This is a genomic window from Thiomonas sp. X19 (genome assembly GCF_900089495.1).
Taxonomy (GTDB): domain Bacteria; phylum Pseudomonadota; class Gammaproteobacteria; order Burkholderiales; family Burkholderiaceae_C; genus Thiomonas_A.
In genome coordinates, this window is sequence record NZ_LT605203.1 from 3717072 (window position 1) to 3731233 (window position 14162).

The 14162-nt window shown below is 59.4% G+C and carries 24 protein-coding genes; 9 read left to right on the plus strand and 15 right to left on the minus strand.

Annotated elements, in window-relative coordinates; translation table 11 throughout:
- Window positions 1–377: 377 nt before the first annotated feature.
- From THIX_RS17995 to THIX_RS23180, 10 genes are all read right to left on the minus strand, one after another.
- Window positions 378–710, minus strand: coding sequence for a DUF5615 family PIN-like protein (locus tag THIX_RS17995; RefSeq protein WP_112487278.1), 333 nt, complete (start codon window positions 708–710; stop codon window positions 378–380).
- Window positions 707–928 carry a DUF433 domain-containing protein gene (locus tag THIX_RS18000; RefSeq protein WP_112487279.1) on the minus strand — a complete coding sequence of 74 codons (222 nt, stop codon included), beginning with the start codon at window positions 926–928 and terminating at the stop codon, window positions 707–709. The genes THIX_RS17995 and THIX_RS18000 overlap by 4 nt, the downstream gene beginning before the upstream one ends.
- Window positions 929–989: 61 nt before the next feature.
- Window positions 990–1397 (minus strand): hypothetical protein, encoded by a 408-nt coding sequence (locus THIX_RS23175; protein ID WP_146748613.1) that lies wholly within the window; start codon window positions 1395–1397, stop codon window positions 990–992.
- Window positions 1398–1427: 30 nt separating this feature from the next.
- Entirely contained in the window at window positions 1428–1667 is a 240-nt protein-coding gene (locus tag THIX_RS18010) for a hypothetical protein (RefSeq protein WP_112487281.1), read from the minus strand.
- A 30-nt stretch (window positions 1668–1697) separates the two neighbouring features.
- On the minus strand, window positions 1698–2333 hold the full coding sequence (gene parA, locus THIX_RS18015; RefSeq protein ID WP_112487282.1) for a ParA family partition ATPase: 636 nt from the start codon (window positions 2331–2333) through the stop codon (window positions 1698–1700).
- A 78-nt stretch (window positions 2334–2411) separates the two neighbouring features.
- A complete protein-coding gene (locus THIX_RS23570; protein ID WP_158540945.1) occupies window positions 2412–2579 on the minus strand; it encodes a hypothetical protein in 168 nt (55 codons plus the stop codon).
- 69 nt (window positions 2580–2648) lie between these two features.
- Window positions 2649–3095, minus strand: a complete 447-nt coding sequence (locus tag THIX_RS18020; protein WP_112487283.1) for a DUF6573 family protein — start codon at window positions 3093–3095, stop codon at window positions 2649–2651.
- A 61-nt stretch (window positions 3096–3156) separates the two neighbouring features.
- Window positions 3157–3354, minus strand: coding sequence for a hypothetical protein (locus tag THIX_RS18025; protein ID WP_112487284.1), 198 nt, complete (start codon window positions 3352–3354; stop codon window positions 3157–3159).
- A gap of 71 nt (window positions 3355–3425) precedes the next feature.
- Window positions 3426–3614: a hypothetical protein gene (locus THIX_RS18030; protein ID WP_112487285.1), complete on the minus strand. Its 189-nt coding sequence runs from the start codon at window positions 3612–3614 to the stop codon at window positions 3426–3428.
- Window positions 3615–4401: 787 nt separating this feature from the next.
- Complete coding sequence (locus tag THIX_RS23180; protein ID WP_158540946.1) at window positions 4402–4683, minus strand: hypothetical protein; 282 nt, start codon at window positions 4681–4683, stop codon at window positions 4402–4404.
- A 100-nt stretch (window positions 4684–4783) separates the two neighbouring features.
- Between THIX_RS23180 and THIX_RS18035 the strand changes: the two genes are divergently transcribed.
- The 6 genes from THIX_RS18035 (at window position 4784) to THIX_RS18055 (ending at window position 7726) form a co-directional block, all read left to right on the plus strand.
- Complete coding sequence (locus THIX_RS18035) at window positions 4784–5272, plus strand: hypothetical protein (protein ID WP_112487286.1); 489 nt, start codon at window positions 4784–4786, stop codon at window positions 5270–5272.
- The gene (locus THIX_RS23185) at window positions 5269–5517 is read left to right on the plus strand and encodes a hypothetical protein (protein WP_146748615.1); all 249 of its coding nucleotides are present in this window, start codon (window positions 5269–5271) and stop codon (window positions 5515–5517) included. The genes THIX_RS18035 and THIX_RS23185 overlap by 4 nt, the downstream gene beginning before the upstream one ends.
- A 77-nt stretch (window positions 5518–5594) precedes the next feature.
- Window positions 5595–5777 (plus strand): hypothetical protein, encoded by a 183-nt coding sequence (locus THIX_RS18040; RefSeq protein WP_112487287.1) that lies wholly within the window; start codon window positions 5595–5597, stop codon window positions 5775–5777.
- Window positions 5770–6786: a S49 family peptidase gene (locus tag THIX_RS18045; protein ID WP_112487288.1), complete on the plus strand. Its 1017-nt coding sequence runs from the start codon at window positions 5770–5772 to the stop codon at window positions 6784–6786. The genes THIX_RS18040 and THIX_RS18045 overlap by 8 nt, the downstream gene beginning before the upstream one ends.
- 38 nt (window positions 6787–6824) lie before the next feature.
- On the plus strand, window positions 6825–7415 hold the full coding sequence (locus THIX_RS18050; protein WP_112487289.1) for a hypothetical protein: 591 nt from the start codon (window positions 6825–6827) through the stop codon (window positions 7413–7415).
- A gap of 59 nt (window positions 7416–7474) precedes the next feature.
- A complete protein-coding gene (locus tag THIX_RS18055; protein WP_112487290.1) occupies window positions 7475–7726 on the plus strand; it encodes a hypothetical protein in 252 nt (83 codons plus the stop codon).
- Between the two features lie 260 nt (window positions 7727–7986).
- Here THIX_RS18055 and THIX_RS18060 read toward each other — a convergent pair whose 3' ends face one another.
- Together THIX_RS18060 and THIX_RS23575 are read right to left on the minus strand one after the other, a co-directional pair.
- Entirely contained in the window at window positions 7987–8250 is a 264-nt protein-coding gene (locus THIX_RS18060) for a hypothetical protein (RefSeq protein ID WP_112487291.1), read from the minus strand.
- Between the two features lie 172 nt (window positions 8251–8422).
- The gene (locus tag THIX_RS23575) at window positions 8423–8680 is read right to left on the minus strand and encodes a hypothetical protein (RefSeq protein ID WP_112487292.1); all 258 of its coding nucleotides are present in this window, start codon (window positions 8678–8680) and stop codon (window positions 8423–8425) included.
- Here THIX_RS23575 and THIX_RS23580 point away from each other — a divergent pair.
- The gene (locus THIX_RS23580; protein ID WP_112487293.1) at window positions 8679–8858 is read left to right on the plus strand and encodes a hypothetical protein; all 180 of its coding nucleotides are present in this window, start codon (window positions 8679–8681) and stop codon (window positions 8856–8858) included. The two genes, THIX_RS23575 and THIX_RS23580, sit on opposite strands and share 2 nt — an antisense overlap.
- A 53-nt stretch (window positions 8859–8911) precedes the next feature.
- Here THIX_RS23580 and THIX_RS18075 read toward each other — a convergent pair whose 3' ends face one another.
- The gene (locus THIX_RS18075; protein ID WP_112487294.1) at window positions 8912–9406 is read right to left on the minus strand and encodes a hypothetical protein; all 495 of its coding nucleotides are present in this window, start codon (window positions 9404–9406) and stop codon (window positions 8912–8914) included.
- A 371-nt stretch (window positions 9407–9777) separates the two neighbouring features.
- On the opposite strand from THIX_RS18075, the gene THIX_RS18080 reads away from it, so the two are divergent.
- On the plus strand, window positions 9778–10116 hold the full coding sequence (locus THIX_RS18080) for a type II toxin-antitoxin system RelE/ParE family toxin (protein ID WP_112487295.1): 339 nt from the start codon (window positions 9778–9780) through the stop codon (window positions 10114–10116).
- Entirely contained in the window at window positions 10113–10394 is a 282-nt protein-coding gene (locus THIX_RS18085; protein ID WP_112487296.1) for a helix-turn-helix domain-containing protein, read from the plus strand. Before THIX_RS18080 ends, THIX_RS18085 begins: the two co-directional genes overlap by 4 nt.
- Before the next feature lie 59 nt (window positions 10395–10453).
- On the opposite strand, the gene THIX_RS18090 is transcribed toward THIX_RS18085, so the two are convergent.
- Window positions 10454–10699 carry a hypothetical protein gene (locus THIX_RS18090; RefSeq protein WP_112487297.1) on the minus strand — a complete coding sequence of 82 codons (246 nt, stop codon included), beginning with the start codon at window positions 10697–10699 and terminating at the stop codon, window positions 10454–10456.
- 58 nt (window positions 10700–10757) lie between these two features.
- Window positions 10758–14162 carry a MobF family relaxase gene (gene mobF / locus THIX_RS18095; protein ID WP_112487298.1) on the minus strand — a complete coding sequence of 1135 codons (3405 nt, stop codon included), beginning with the start codon at window positions 14160–14162 and terminating at the stop codon, window positions 10758–10760.

Here is a 14162-nt window from a genome sequence, read left to right on the forward strand (position 1 = left end):
TGTGCTGAAGACATTTTGGAATGAAACGGCAACGCTGACAACTCTGGTTGCCATGGGCGGGGGCGCAGGACGGGGGTGTCTGAAGTCCCCGGCCTGCTCAAGCAGCCCTCACGGGCCGCTCGCAAGGTGATGTGTCCAGCGCGCCCTTCTGGGAGTTGAGCAGGGTACGCGCTGGACGCAGAGCGCCCTTGTTGTCATCTTCTACTGAGGGAGATGTGTGCGCGGCGAGTGAAGATTTACACGCCGTTCTGCGTACACTTTTTTGTATCGTATAAAAAAGTGTACGCAGGCCACGCTTGACACGCCGCCTACCGGCGGCTGCGTGGGGTGCATGCCCCGCTGCTACCGCAGCTCGGCGAAGTGGTCTGCACGGGGCCTCAGGTCAGTTCCACCAGGGCGATTGCCGGGTCTTCCAGACGCCTTCGCAGCTCGTCCTGCTGGTCGATCAGCAGGCGTGCGACGTGGTCATTGCGACAATTGGCGATACGCAGCCGGATGACCTGGGGTGGAGCGCCACGCAACACGGCCAGGTCGTTGAAGTCGCTGTCGCGCGTGACGATCACATACCCTTGATGGGCCGCGAAGACTCGGATTTCGGCGTCCGTTGCCCGCTCAAGGCCGGCAAAACAGACATGGGTGGTTTCAGGATAGTGCGGCTGCAGCAGCGGAACGAGCCGCCGCGAGAGGTTTTCATCGAGCAGCAGTTTCAAGCCGCGACCCTGGCGCTGTGATGTTCCCGCTCAGCGGCATAGGCGAAACAAGCCAGGATGTCCTCGTGCTGCAGCTCGGGGAAATCCTGGAGAACGTCCTGTTCGGTCGCGCCGGACGCGAATTGCGCTAGCACGTCGTACACAGTGATGCGCAGACCCCGAATGCAGGGCTGCCCACTGCGCTTGCCAGGCTCGATCGTGATGCGGTCAAAGTTCATGCATCCGATTCTAGGCGGCGTCGCCGGCTCTGTCAGGACTCGGAGATGTGGTGGGCGGATTTCACATTTCGGCCACGGTGATCATTAAATCATCTGATTCCAACAGCCCACGCGCCAGCTCTTTGATTTCTTCCCAGTGCTTGCGCACAAGCTCGCGAGCAGCGTCCATGGCCTCGCCAAACTCTGAACGCTCATCAAAAAGTCCGCGCGCGATGGTGTAGTCCTGCGAGCACCCGATGACTGCGAACCCTGATCGTTTCAGTATTCGCATACTGGCGATAGGCCCGGCCAGTAAAACCAGTGCATCGTCTCGAACTGACCAGCCCAGTGGCGTGATGAAGTCGCATTGACCCCCATCGCCGTCAAGAAAAATGCGGTCAATCGACGCGCCAAGGCGCCTCGCGATAACCGCATGCGCGGCTTCGTGATGAGCCGCAGAAATTGGGCGCGGACATTTTTTGTGGTTCATGTCAACCCTCTGAACTACAGAGTTACAGAATTACGATTTTCCGTATTTCTGTATCAGCAAGTCCCGGACAACATCAGCCATTTTTTCCCCCTGCGCAGCGCATTCCGATTTAACCCTACGGTGCAGCGCAGCGGGAATGTCAATTGTCAACCGCTTCATGTCCTCGCCATCCGCATGGGCTTTTGCGGGTTTACCCTTGACCGGAGCGCTCACCCATTCATCAGCCTGGCGGGCACTGGGGCGGGGGGCGATGGAAATTTTTTTGCTCATAGCGTTCTCCTGAAATACAGAAATGCAGATTTACGGGTTGCCGTATTTCTGCATGATTTCTTCGCGCAGCGCCTCGATCTCGCGGGCGGCGGGGCCGTCCGGCTCGGTCTCGAAAACGGCCAAGCCCTGCGCGGCTGATTCGGCAAATACGATGCGCTGACAGACCGATGCATCGAGCGCAGACACGCTATAGCTGGCTAGCGCTTCGCGAACATCGCGGCCGAGCGCAGTATTTACGATTTTGCGATTTATCGCAAATACAGAATTCAGGGCAGGCTTGTAGATGCGGGCTTCGTCGATCTGCTTCACCACCTCATCGGCCGCCCACACGTCGAGAGGCGACGGCTGAACGGGAATGATCACCAGGTCGGCGGCCATGATGGCCGATCTGGCCAGCTCGGTGACGCGTGGCGGGCCATCGATGATGATGTGGTCATACCCCTGCCCGATCTGCTCAATATCGCGGTGCAGGGTCGGCTTGGGCAGGCCGACCGCGGAAAACAGGGGTTCGGCCTGGCGAGCGGCGGCCCAGTCCAAGGCCGAGCCTTGCGGGTCAGCATCGATCAGCAGCACGCGCGAACACGCGCGAGAGAGACTAGCGGCAAGATTGACACTCAGGGTAGTTTTTCCGACCCCGCCTTTTTGATTCAGGATTGCGATTTTCATGTTTTCCCCAATTGCAGATTTACAGAAATACAGGCAAAAGAAAGCCCCGGCCGCTGGGCTCGGGACGGCCTCGATCGGTTAACGGCGCAGCCACAGGACCGTGCGGACGGCGGCGGCGATGGCAGCGGTCAGGGTGAGGGTCCAGAACGGGAAGAAATTCACGGCGAGAATCCAGACGATGGCTGCGCCAACGATGGTCAAATAAACCGGCAGGTTGTCGGGTTGTTGCTGGTTGTTGATTTGCATGGTGATAGTCCTTTGGTGCAGTGAAGGGTGCCCCTGTATGCATTCACACAGGGGCGAAATTTCTTCGGATCAGTCCTCGCCCGGCAGCATCACAGTGATGACAGGCCGCCCGTCATCGCCCGGCCCGATGACAAACTTCAGTTGCACGAGGCGAGGCATGACGCCACGGCCAGCCGTGGGCGTGCGGTGCAGCGAGTAATAGAGGGGCTGCTGGCTGGCATCCAGCCCCCGGCGCAGCGCCGAGCGAATTGCAAGGCTCAGCATCCACACCACATCCCACAGCCTGCCGCTCTCGCTCTGCCCGGTGTAACCCTTGCGGGCCTCGGTGGCATCCGTCCATTCCACGCAATCGCCCCATGCAGCGCTGGTGAGCGCCACGGGCCAGACAATGCCCGCCTCGCGGGCGGTGGTGGACAAGTCAATCAGTTGCCCGTCTTCAATGGCCTGGGCGCGGGTGTACGTGCTGATCGGTTCCCCGAAGAATTCACGCATGGTGTCGGTCGTGGTGATTTGCATGGTGGTTGCTCCTGGAAGTGACTTCTGGGATTGGCCCGGCCAACGAGCCGGGCGGGTAGGTTCAATCGATGAGGGTGACGGGGAACAGGCCGACGCCCTTCGGGCTGTGGCGCATCACAAAGCGCCCGGTCTTGCGGCTGTAAATCTTGTAATCACGCGGGATTGCCTTCCATTCCTCGCGGGTCATCTGGACGGTCTGGGCGGGGGCTTTGTTCTGTGCGCTGTCGGCGGACGGGGTGGTGTTTGCTTGGGTCTTCATCTAACGCTCCTGGAAGTAACTTCTGGTTGGGTTGTCGATGCAGGCCCGGCCATCGAGCCGGGCCGGGAAAGTCAAGGCCGATAGCCATGCGCAATGAACTTCAGCACGCAGTCCTGCGACACCTTGAATTCCTCAGCCACCAATCGAACGATCAACTCATCCGCCCCCGCCTTTTGCCCCCTGCTGGGGTGGAGAGCCTCAACGTTGATGCGAGTGGAACTGGTGGATTGCTCGGGGTTGTATAGGGTGGATGTGCTCATGGTTGACCTCCTGGGTTGATGTCCTGCCGGGTATGGAGCCGCCTCACCAAAAGACCTTTTTCCCCGGCGTCTTTAAGCGGCACGGGGCGTGACAGGGCAGAGGGATAAATGGGGTCGAGCGCAGCGAGGGGGCCCCTTTTATGCTCGGCACTGGCGCGACACTTGCCAGCGCTTGGCCGGGGAAAAAGTCCGGCGGCTCCATAGCTGGCTTATCAGCCCAGGAGGTCGAGCACGTCCACCCGGCCCGAGCAATCCAGCAGTGAAGCGAGCTAACGGTGGGGCTCGCAGCCCCGCCGTATTCCCCGCCCGGTCCGCCGGGCGCATGCCGGTCCTACGTGCCTGCACGGCAGGCATGCCTTGGACTGTGGGCCTGGCGCTTGCGCCTGGCCTTGGGGTAGGCACTGGTGCGCTTGCGCACGAGTGCTGCAGTAGCCTTTGCGATAGGGATGGAGGCCGGTAGGCCGAGACCCGCAGGGGCTCGGGGCGCAGCCCGACAGCCCGGCCATCGCCCACAAAATCACCACCCCGATCCACGACCCCGCAAACCCTTGCCACACAACGAAACTGCGGCACAACATCCCCAGCCTTACCCACAGAATCTGTGGACAACCGGCCCCCGGCAACCGCATCACCAAACCCGCCGCCTGCCAGCGGCTCCAGCCTGCCCAAGCCCCACGGCTACCGCCGTTCCCGATCATGGCCTGCAAAGCCCGGGACTTCGCAAAATTGTGTGGGTGAAAGCCGGAAGTGCGCCCGACGATCGCGGCAACGATATTGTTGGTGAGACTCAGATCGCGCCCGTCCCCAGGATCGCCACCAGTTTGGCGATGCCCAGCCTGTAGCTGATCTCTTCGCCGGTTGCCGGCCAGTTGGGCCGCCAGCACACGCCGGACGCGCGATCATCGGCCGCCATTGAGGCAGTGCCGAATACGCCATCAATGCCTTCTCGGCGTGCAGAAATACCAGTAAGCTCAGCGGCAATTCCGCCCAGCAAGACCCCGAATCCGAGCGATGAGACAGTTTGCCGCAAAGCACCTTGTTTGTTTGAGATGCAAGTCTGTTCACGCATCGATCCAGGATAGGCGACAGCGTTTGCGCGCCATCATGAACACCGAACGGCACAACAATGGCCTTGGAAAGCGCGTCGCCATGCGGGTTGCAGGCTCACGGTGCCAACGCACGCCCAGCCGATCTTTGTTTTTATCCCGTCGGATATCCTGGGATGCCAGGCTTATCCGACGGTCTACATTACGTTAGCCATTTCAACCTTGGGACACTCAATCAAAGTGAAAGATATTGCTAGTTCCCCCAGGCTACGCCTCACAGCCACGCTACTACTGACCATCATTATTGGTGTCATGTCTAGCATATTTGCTACGCAAGTCACCCCGGGTGGCGTCCTTGATTGGTCACTTACACTAAAGGTTTCTTCGTTCTGGTGGCTCGTGGGTAGCGCAGTCTGTTGGCTTGGCGTCCATCTTGCGTTTCTCAACTACGATGAAAGCGTCCTGGTGTTCGCTGACGATCAGCATTGCATTGCCCACATCAGAAAAACGAAACTGGAGGGATTGGCCGCACTGGTAAAGACCGATCCAGAAAAGGCATCTCTGGTCGATGTCAAGACAGTACTGAAGAATTTGGAGGTCAAGACCAAATGAGCATTCTCCTTGCCAAACCCGCACAAGAAGAAGTCAGTGGCCGCCAAGCTCTTGGACCCCTTACTCTTGTCCATATCGTTTCTCTCTTAGAAAAGCTCGACCCCAAAAACCCTGAGTCTTCGGTCAACGTTCACCGCGTCCGGGATGCCGAACAAGAAATCTACGTGCTTCGGGAGCGAGGGCTTCGGGTATTTTTTACAAGAAGAGAAAATGACATTGTGGTTCTTAGCATCATCAATGGCTAACCCATCATTCCACCGGACGCTGCGCGATAAAGCCGCGCAGCGCCGGTGAATTCAAACGTTAGCCCACAGGGGGAACTATGAAAGATATTGAGGAAAAGCTCGCCTTATTCCGCTTAGCCGATCAGTCCATCAAGAGCGTCATGCATGCCATTGACCTAGCCAATGACGAGCATAAGGGGCCAGCGACTTATACCGTTGAAACAGTGGTTGTCCACAACGGAGAAGCGAAGGTAATTTCTAAGGAAGTTCACAATGTCTGACTGGTCTCAATTAGTTCGCGAACTCGGCCAGCTCGGTAGTAGCTATGATGTGCTAAGGCGAAAATATACCAAGAGGCTTTCCAACTACACCAAGCGGAACGTCATTTGCTATTATAGTGGGTGGCTGCAAAAACCTGAGCTTGGAGCGTTGTGTGCTGTAAATGATACAGACAAGAATGGCTTAATGACCGCCATTAACGGGTTGGATGTTGCAAAAGGTTTAGACCTAATCTTGCATACACCCGGCGGTGACACTGCGGCCACGGAATCCATTGTTGACTACCTTTGGGAAAAATTCAAAGGCGACATTCGTTGTTTCGTTCCACAGATGGCGATGTCTGCGGGCACAATGATTGCCTGCTCTTGCAAAGAAATTTGGATGGGTAAGCATTCTTCTCTTGGCCCAGTCGACCCTCAATTCGGAAACATCCCGGCTCACGGAGTCATAGAAGAGTTTGAGCGCGCCTATCGAGAGATTGTTGACGACCCGCGAACAATTCCGGTCTGGCAGCCCATCCTTGCAAAGTACCCGCCAGCATTTATTGGAGAATGCAAAAAGGCGCTAGACTGGTCTAATTCGTTGGTGGCGGACTGGCTTGGCCGAAATATGCTTAAAGACATAGAAGGATCTAAAGAAACAATTGAAACCGTTCTTCGTGAACTCGGAGATCATTCAGTAAATTTTGCGCATAATCGTCATCTTTCGATGAAGAAATGCAGTGAGATTGGCCTCACCATTAAAACGCTTGAGTCTGATCAAAAATTACAAGACATCGTTCTTTCTATTCACCACATATATTTCCATACCTTATCCAGCACGCCCTCCTTCAAGATCATTCAGAACCACAACGGGGCAACGTTCATTTTGCAAGCGCAGCAGCAAATAGTTGTAGGCCAGATGCCGCAGCGCCCTCAAGTTGCCGGACAGCCCGCTCCTCCTCCCGAACAGCAAAGCATGGATGCACCAGTTCCTATGGAACCTGTGAATGAAGAACTGGAACAGGGCTAACAAGACGTTCCAGCCGACGTTAGCCGCCTACATCAGCCATGACCATTGAAGAATTGCGTGAGTTACAACGTTATGCCGGAGCGTTCGGTCTCGGCGGTATCGTCTCTCTCGGAATCGGCTGGCTGTTCCTGAAGTCGTACTTGTCGAGCTACCTATCAAAGAAGGCCGAAAATCTCGCCACGCGGGAAGACATCGCAGCCATTACTCACGAGATTGAAGGCGTCAGAACTCAGTACGCTGTGCTGATAGAAGAAAGCAAGGCAAAACACCAGCTTCGTATGGCTGCGCTTGATCGCCGTCTTCAGGCGCATCAGGAAGCCTTTACTCTTTGGCGGGAACTATTAGGCGGCACGCACACTGACACGATTGGTAAGGTAGTTATGAAGTGTCAAGACTGGTGGGAAAAAAACTGTCTTTACCTTGAGCCCAAAGTTCGTGAGGCATTTTCAGCGGCCTACTCAGCTGCGCACTCGCATCATGCATACGTTCAGGCGCACGCAGACTCGAAGATCATCACAGAGAACTGGAAGCTAATCACAAGGTTCCCCAGTGTCATGTTCGAGGCAATTCAACTGCCGCCACTTAGCGAAGTTGAAGCAAAGGTCATTCCGCCGAACGGGCAACAGTGAGCGCCCTGCGGCTAATTTGAACGTTAGGTTGCATACCAAATTACTCACGGAGCCGAGAGATGATCGAAATTACTATGACCATAAATGGCCGGCCTTTGACAGCAAATAGCCTTAAAGACGAGCTTGAGAAGGCTGCTCTTGAATCCGTCAAAGAGCACATTCGCGAGCAATTGAGCGGCGTGCCACACGAACTAGATGGCGAAAGGCTGATTATTGAAATTGTTGGCCCGGATTTGCACAATCTCTCAGTGCAACTTTCCGGGCCCGACTCGCTAGTAGAGCAGGCTAAGGTCGCGTTAGGTGCCGAATGAGCCCCCTTCGACCTTAAAAAGCGCAACCTAATCGGGTAGACAGGAGTTTCTAGCTCCCAGCCCCCACACCACCCAGTTCCGCAGTGGACGGTTCAACAAATCGGCTCGCGCTGACGACCGATTTTCAAGCCCCAGCGGGGCCGCCTCTGGGCCTTGCACCACAGTCCTTGGTGCTCAGCAGCCCCTGCGCCTTCAGCCATGCGTTGGACATGAATCGATCTGCGCTTGCCGCTGGTCCAACAGGCAGCTTGAAGTCGACTCTACCCGTCCCCGGTCTGCAACGGGTCGGGCATTCGCTCGGCCCAGCGCTCGCGGATCGTCTCGCTGGGTGCCCCATATGGCCCCAGCGACTCCAGAAAATCCACCTCACTGCGCAACACCTCGCGCATGTCATCAGGCAGGGTAAGCAGCACCCGCAGCACGGCCAAGGGATAGGACTCGCCACGCTTGCACTCGATGACATGCCCGCGCAGCCGAAGGATTCGACCCGCCAAAACCAAGCGGAACGCAGCGCGGGGATTCATCGCCCGAATCTCCGCCGTAGCTCTGCGCGAATGTTGCGCAACGCCCGCCAATCCGATGCCGTCGCGGAGACGATCACAGCCCCTCGTGGCGTCTCGATGAGCCAATGCCCGCCCGGCAACAGCCGGGCGCGTGCTGCGGGGAACTCCCGCAGCACCTGGCGCAGGGGTTTCTTCATGCCGCGCATCGCACTTCCTCACGCCCATCCACCTTGGCCTGCACCAAAGCGAGCGCAGCGGCAATCACCAGATCGGGCTTGCAGCCGCAGACGCACCGCAGGTCGTATCTCCCCTCGCAAAGCCTCACCTCCAGCGACGCAGAAGAGGCTCCCTGGTGCGCTGGGCACTTCATCAGCCAATGCCCGCTATCAATTGCCTCAGCCGCGTGCATCAAGGCCAGCAAGGAAAAACCATCGTCGTTCTTCATGATCATGTTGCAGATTTCCGCATTTCTGTATTTCCGTAATTCATCCAAGACAGGCAGGCCCGGCACGGCCGGGCCGCCCGGTCAAAGCGGCAAGTACCTGCACGCGCTCGCCCACGGCGAGCTGCACGCTGCGGCAAGGATGGTGTGGAGGTGTTTTTTCATGGACATGGATGTTCTTTCTTGAGGTTGTGCGGGGACAACACGTCCCCGCTGTTGCTATTCACGCGGGTGCGAAATTCAGAGCGGGGCGACGAGTTGCAGGCCGATAAAGCCGGACCCCGATTGGGTGTTCGGGACCGCCAGCAGATTGATCCCGAACCCCTGCGCCGTGCGCAGGCGCAGCACTGCGCCTGCGGCGAGCGGTGCGGTCGGCACCTCGGTGCGGCGATAGCCCGAGACCAGCCCGGCCGCAAGGCCCGCGCTGGCCGTCAGACCACAGGGCAAGCCCCAATGCCAATGCAGGGGTGTCCAGATGCCCAGCAGGTAGGCGGTTTCGCGGCGGTAGCTGTTCTTGTAAAACCCGCCCGCTGCATTCCAGTCAGGGCTGAACTTGACCTCGATGCCCAAGCCCGGGTTGTCCTGATTGAGCTGGCGGCGGGCCCAGGCTTCGGTGTGGACGCTCGTGACATTGATGTCGAGCGACCAGGGCGACGGCGGGGTGTCGGCGGCGTGGGCGGTGGCGAGGCTGACGGCCACCAGCAAGCCGGTGGTGAGGGTCTTGAGGGGGTGCATGCAAGTGCTCCGAAGAGTTGGTCTTGCATGTATTCACTCGGGTGCGAAATCGGCGCGGAGGGTGACCGGTGGGTAAGTGAGCAACCCCTTGGCTTGCGCGTCACTTGTCAACGGGCGGATTTACAGATTTCTGTGGTTGCCCTCACAAAACGAGCTTTCTCGGGGCCGGTTTTGAGCGGCAGGGGGCGTGCCAGGCTTGCCCTGGCGCGGCGCGTGCCAGAGCTTGGGCACCGGGAAAGTCGGGGCAACCTGCACAGGCCGCGCTTGCCCGCTCGGGGAGACTTGCAATCGGCTCACGCGGGGCAAAAAAACCCGGCACGAAGGCCGGGAAGCTGGTTGCCAGGACATACAAAATTCTGTATAGTTCGCGCATGGATGATCCCAAGCCAGTCGAATTCCTGGGCAGCTCTCTGGATGACCTTCGAGCCTTCCCGCTCGCGGCCAAGCGCGAGGCCGGTCATCAGCTCGATCTGGTGCAGAACGGCCAGGAACCGGACGACTGGAAGCCTATGAACACCGTGGGTCAAGGCGTGAAAGAAATTCGGATTCGGGATGCGGCCGGAGCGTTCCGGGTCATCTATGTAGCCAAGTTCGTCGATGCCGTCTATGTGCTTCACTGCTTCCAGAAGAAAACAGAGAAGACCGGCAAACCCGATTTTGACTTGGCCGCGAAGCGTTACCGCAACTTATTGAAGGAGCTAGAGCCATGAGCAAGCAACGATTTGCCAGCGTCTGGGATGCCATTGAGGACACCCCGGAAGAAGCGGAAAACATGAAGTTGCGTTCCGCCTTGATGATGGCACTGAAGAACCACCTTGCCCGCACCGAAATGAGCCAGGCGCAAGCAGCAACGCTATTGGGTGTGACTCAGCCGCGCATCTCTGACCTGATGCGCGGCAAGATCAACCTATTCGGCCTCGATGCGCTGGTGAACATGGCTACGGCTGCCGGGCTTCATATCGAAATGCGGGTCCTCGAAGCAGCATGACCCGGCCCTGCCCTGGTCAAGGCTCGCCGGTGGGCAGCTTGCTGTGGTAACGGTGAGGCTCACCACGCAGCGGCCAGTCCACCGAGGCTGAAAATTGCCTTTTGTGCGGCGTTGGCAAGAAACTCGATGTGATCAAACTCGTCGATATGGTCACATTCGAGGAGCCAAAACGCTGTCATGTGATATTCAGTCACCCAGAACTTCAGGTGTTGGGCACGCTCGGCCCTCATCTCTGTCGTGTCGTTGGCGAGCGTTGCACTCACCAAAACCTGGAGCACCGCGCCGTCCCCGGGGGCGACATCCACAGTTTCCTGGATGGATGCGGGGGCAACTCCGCATCCTGTATTCAGACAGGCGCGAAATTCAGCCGCCCATCTCCATCCCGCCACGCTTGCGACTGGGAGCGGCTGGCTTGGGCTGCGGAAGATTCACCTCGATTTCCAGACGTTCAGGTGCCCCCATCTGGGCGAGTAGTTCGCGACGGTACTGGTCGCGCACGCCGGGGATTTCCAGCAGCTCGCGGGCCTCGTTCCCTGCTTGCTTGGTCAATTCCTCGTGGCCGCTCATCCCGCGCTCGCGCAAGGTCGCAGCTTCATCCAGCAGTGCCTGGATGTGCCTGGCGTGGCCGTCTGCCACGCTGCCATGCAAGCCGGGGCTGCGCCCGGCGAGTTTCTGGCCTGCGCGCATGACGGCATGGATTTCCTGCAGGCTGAGGTCGCGCGACGGTTGCTGAACGGGCTTGCTCTGCTGCAACTCGGTAACGGCCTGGCGAGGCGAGCGAGCCGGTTGCCGCCCCGCCCGCTCTCCCCTGGCCTGCGCGCGCAGATCGGCAAGAGCCTTCTGTTGCAGTACCACACCCATGCCCCAGCCTGCCGCTTGCCGCAGGCGCGTGACTGCGGTACGCACGACGCCAGCCTTGCGCCATTCCAGATGTTGCTTCCCATCCAGCATGCCCTTGAGCTTGCCGCTGATCGTGGGCCTGCCTTGCAGCACGACGGTCGCGCCGAACTTGCCGGCGAGGCCCTTGCGGGGCACCACGGCGACGTGCTCGCCTGTCAGGGTGGTGAAGCGATTGCGGACCTTGGTTGACTTGTTGAGGTCATAGGCAAGGGTCCAGCTTCCCATCTTGAGGTAGGTGCGGCCCTTGCTGTCGCGATCGAAGCTGGCACGGCCTTGGCGCAGCGCCTCATCGATCTTCTCGCGGGTCGGCAGACGTGCGCCCATGCGGTGGCTGGTGAGTGCCTGGCGGGCGAGGTCGGCATCGTGCTGCACCGTGCGTGACACGGGCTGCAGGCGTGTGGCCGCAGGCTCTGCGGTCATAGCCTGCGCCACGTTCTGCGCGGCGAGCCTTGCGCCGGCGGCGGCCTTGGCCAAAAGACCGGGCTTCGGCGGTTCGTTCTTCAGGGTGTGATCCGCGGAAGTATCTTTCAGGCGCTCGCGGGCCATGAGTTTGTCCAGGTCTTCGATCTGCTCGCGCGTGCCGTGCAGATCGAATTTTTCCCGGTGCCGACTGGCCTGGACATAGCCCATGGCCATGTCGAGCATTTTTTCATCGACGAGCGCACGAGCGCGGTCCACGGTCACGCCTTGGGATTTGTGGGTCGTGTAGGCGTAGCCATGCTCGATGTGCGCATAGTCAGCCAAGTTGATCTCCACCACGCGCCCGTCGCCCATGCCCTTTTCATCGAGCGCGACGGTCATCTTGCCGTCCTCGATCTTCTGGATCGTCCCCGTCATGCCGTTATCGATGTGCAGGCGCTTATCGTTCTGGGTGAACATCGCGCGCTCACCCTGAGCCATGTGGCGCCAGTCGCCTGCAGCATTCTTGAAGGAAACATCGGGGCCAGTGATTTGACCTGTGGTGCGGGCCATGCCGCGGGCAAGCTGATTGACCTGGAAGGCTTCGCGCCGCGTGCCAGTCATGACGATCGCCGATTTGCCGGTGGCCAGGTCTGCGATGGTTTGCGCCGCTACTTCACGCCTCGCAGCTTCCGCGTCCTCGTGCGCGTGGATCATGTTCGCCTCGCGCATGGAATCGAGGGCTTGCGCGGTGCGGCCCTCCGCGAGGTCGGACACGATCCTGCGGTCCGCGGCGGACTGCTGCCGCTGGACGGTGTTGATCTGCGCCGCCCCGGCCTCGCTGATCATGGTGCGGAATGCGCCTCCGGCGTCGATCGGCTGCAGTTGTCGTGGATCGCCGATCAGCTTGAGTTGCGCTCCAGATTGCTCCACGGCCAACAGTAGGCGGGCCATTTTTCGCGAGCCGACCATGCCAGCCTCGTCCAAGACGATGATGGTGTTCTTGTCCAGCTTCTCCGCCTCGTTTTCCAGCTTCAGCAGCAGCCCATCGAGGGTCGAGGATTCCTTGATCCCCGCGCCATCAGCCAAGCCACGCGCGGCCTTGGCCGCGATCGCCGTGGCGATCACGCGCTTGCCTTGGGATTCCCACAGTTCACGAGCTGCGCCGACCATGCGGGACTTGCCCGCGCCAGCGACGCCCTGGACGGCGGCATAGCTTCTGGCGGTCAGGTGGCGGAAAGCATCCGCTTGTTCTGTGCTCAGTTTGTGGCGTTGGCTGAGTTCGGCAAGACGCTCGTCATCCTGCTCCAGGCGCACCGCCGAGAGTCTCTTCGCGGCGTCGCCCAGCCCGCGCTCAATTTCCAGCATCTCGCGGGAGGTCCAGCGAGGGTCGCCGGTTTTGGTGTCGATCAACTCGACCAGTTCGCCGGATTCGACCATCCGCTGGATGTGCGTTTCGGGGTTGGCGTCCTTGTCTTGGCTGTAGACAAATCCGGCGGCGCGGAGCTGGGTCGCGGTCAGGGTCGATGCCTGACCGAAGGCTTCAACGGTGAATTCCTGATCATTCCAGAGTTTCAATTCCTCCTGGCCGCTGCGGATCGCAGCCGGATCGAAGTCGTGGCGCCCGGCGGCTTCACGGGCGCGGCTGAAAATCTCGGCGCGGTCAACCTCGCCCTTAGCCTGCCGCGTGTCCATTTTGAAGGCGGCGCCCGCCTTGCTGTTTGGGTCGATTCCCATCTTGGACAGGTACTCGGCGATTTCCTGCGAGCGGCCGGATTGCTCGCGGGTCAAAGCATCAGGCACGCCCGTAATCCTGAAGGATGCCCGGTCGCGCTCGATGCTGTATCCCATCTCTCGCAGGGTTGAGGCAAGGTGGGCGCGGTAATAAGCGCCCAGCTCCATTTTGTGGCGCGAATCAAAATCCACGGTTTTGCCGTTCGCGGCAAGGTTGGGGGTGATCGCATGGGTGTGGAGCTGCGCATCGCCATTGCGCGATGTGCTGTGCTCGAACGTTGCCACAAGCAGCTCGCCATGGGGGATTTTCTCAATGCCCCCATGGCCTGCACGTTGCACAAACGCGCCGATTTTTTCGGCGTGCGCGATGGCGGCCTCGACGGCTTTTTGCTGCGCGGAGCTAATGGCCTGGCGTGTTGCTTGGTCGGCTGTTGCCCAGATGATGGAGACCGACTTCGGCGCAGAGAACGTGAGGTCATAGCCCGGCTTGTGCGCAGGCCCTGCATTGTGCGCAATGGGTTTGCCAGTGGCGGGGTCGAAGCCGGAAAACGCTTCGATCAATTGCCCCTTTTGGACTTGCTGGCCGTCCAGATTCAGAGCTTGGGCGAACTTGCCAACCCACTTGCCAGGCGGCTCACCGCCTGCGGTGTAATAGTCCTCACGGGCGAGGTCTTCGTAATACTGCGCGGCTCCGGCGGCGTCCGCCCCGGCGTCGATGCTGTGGAAGCTGAGCAT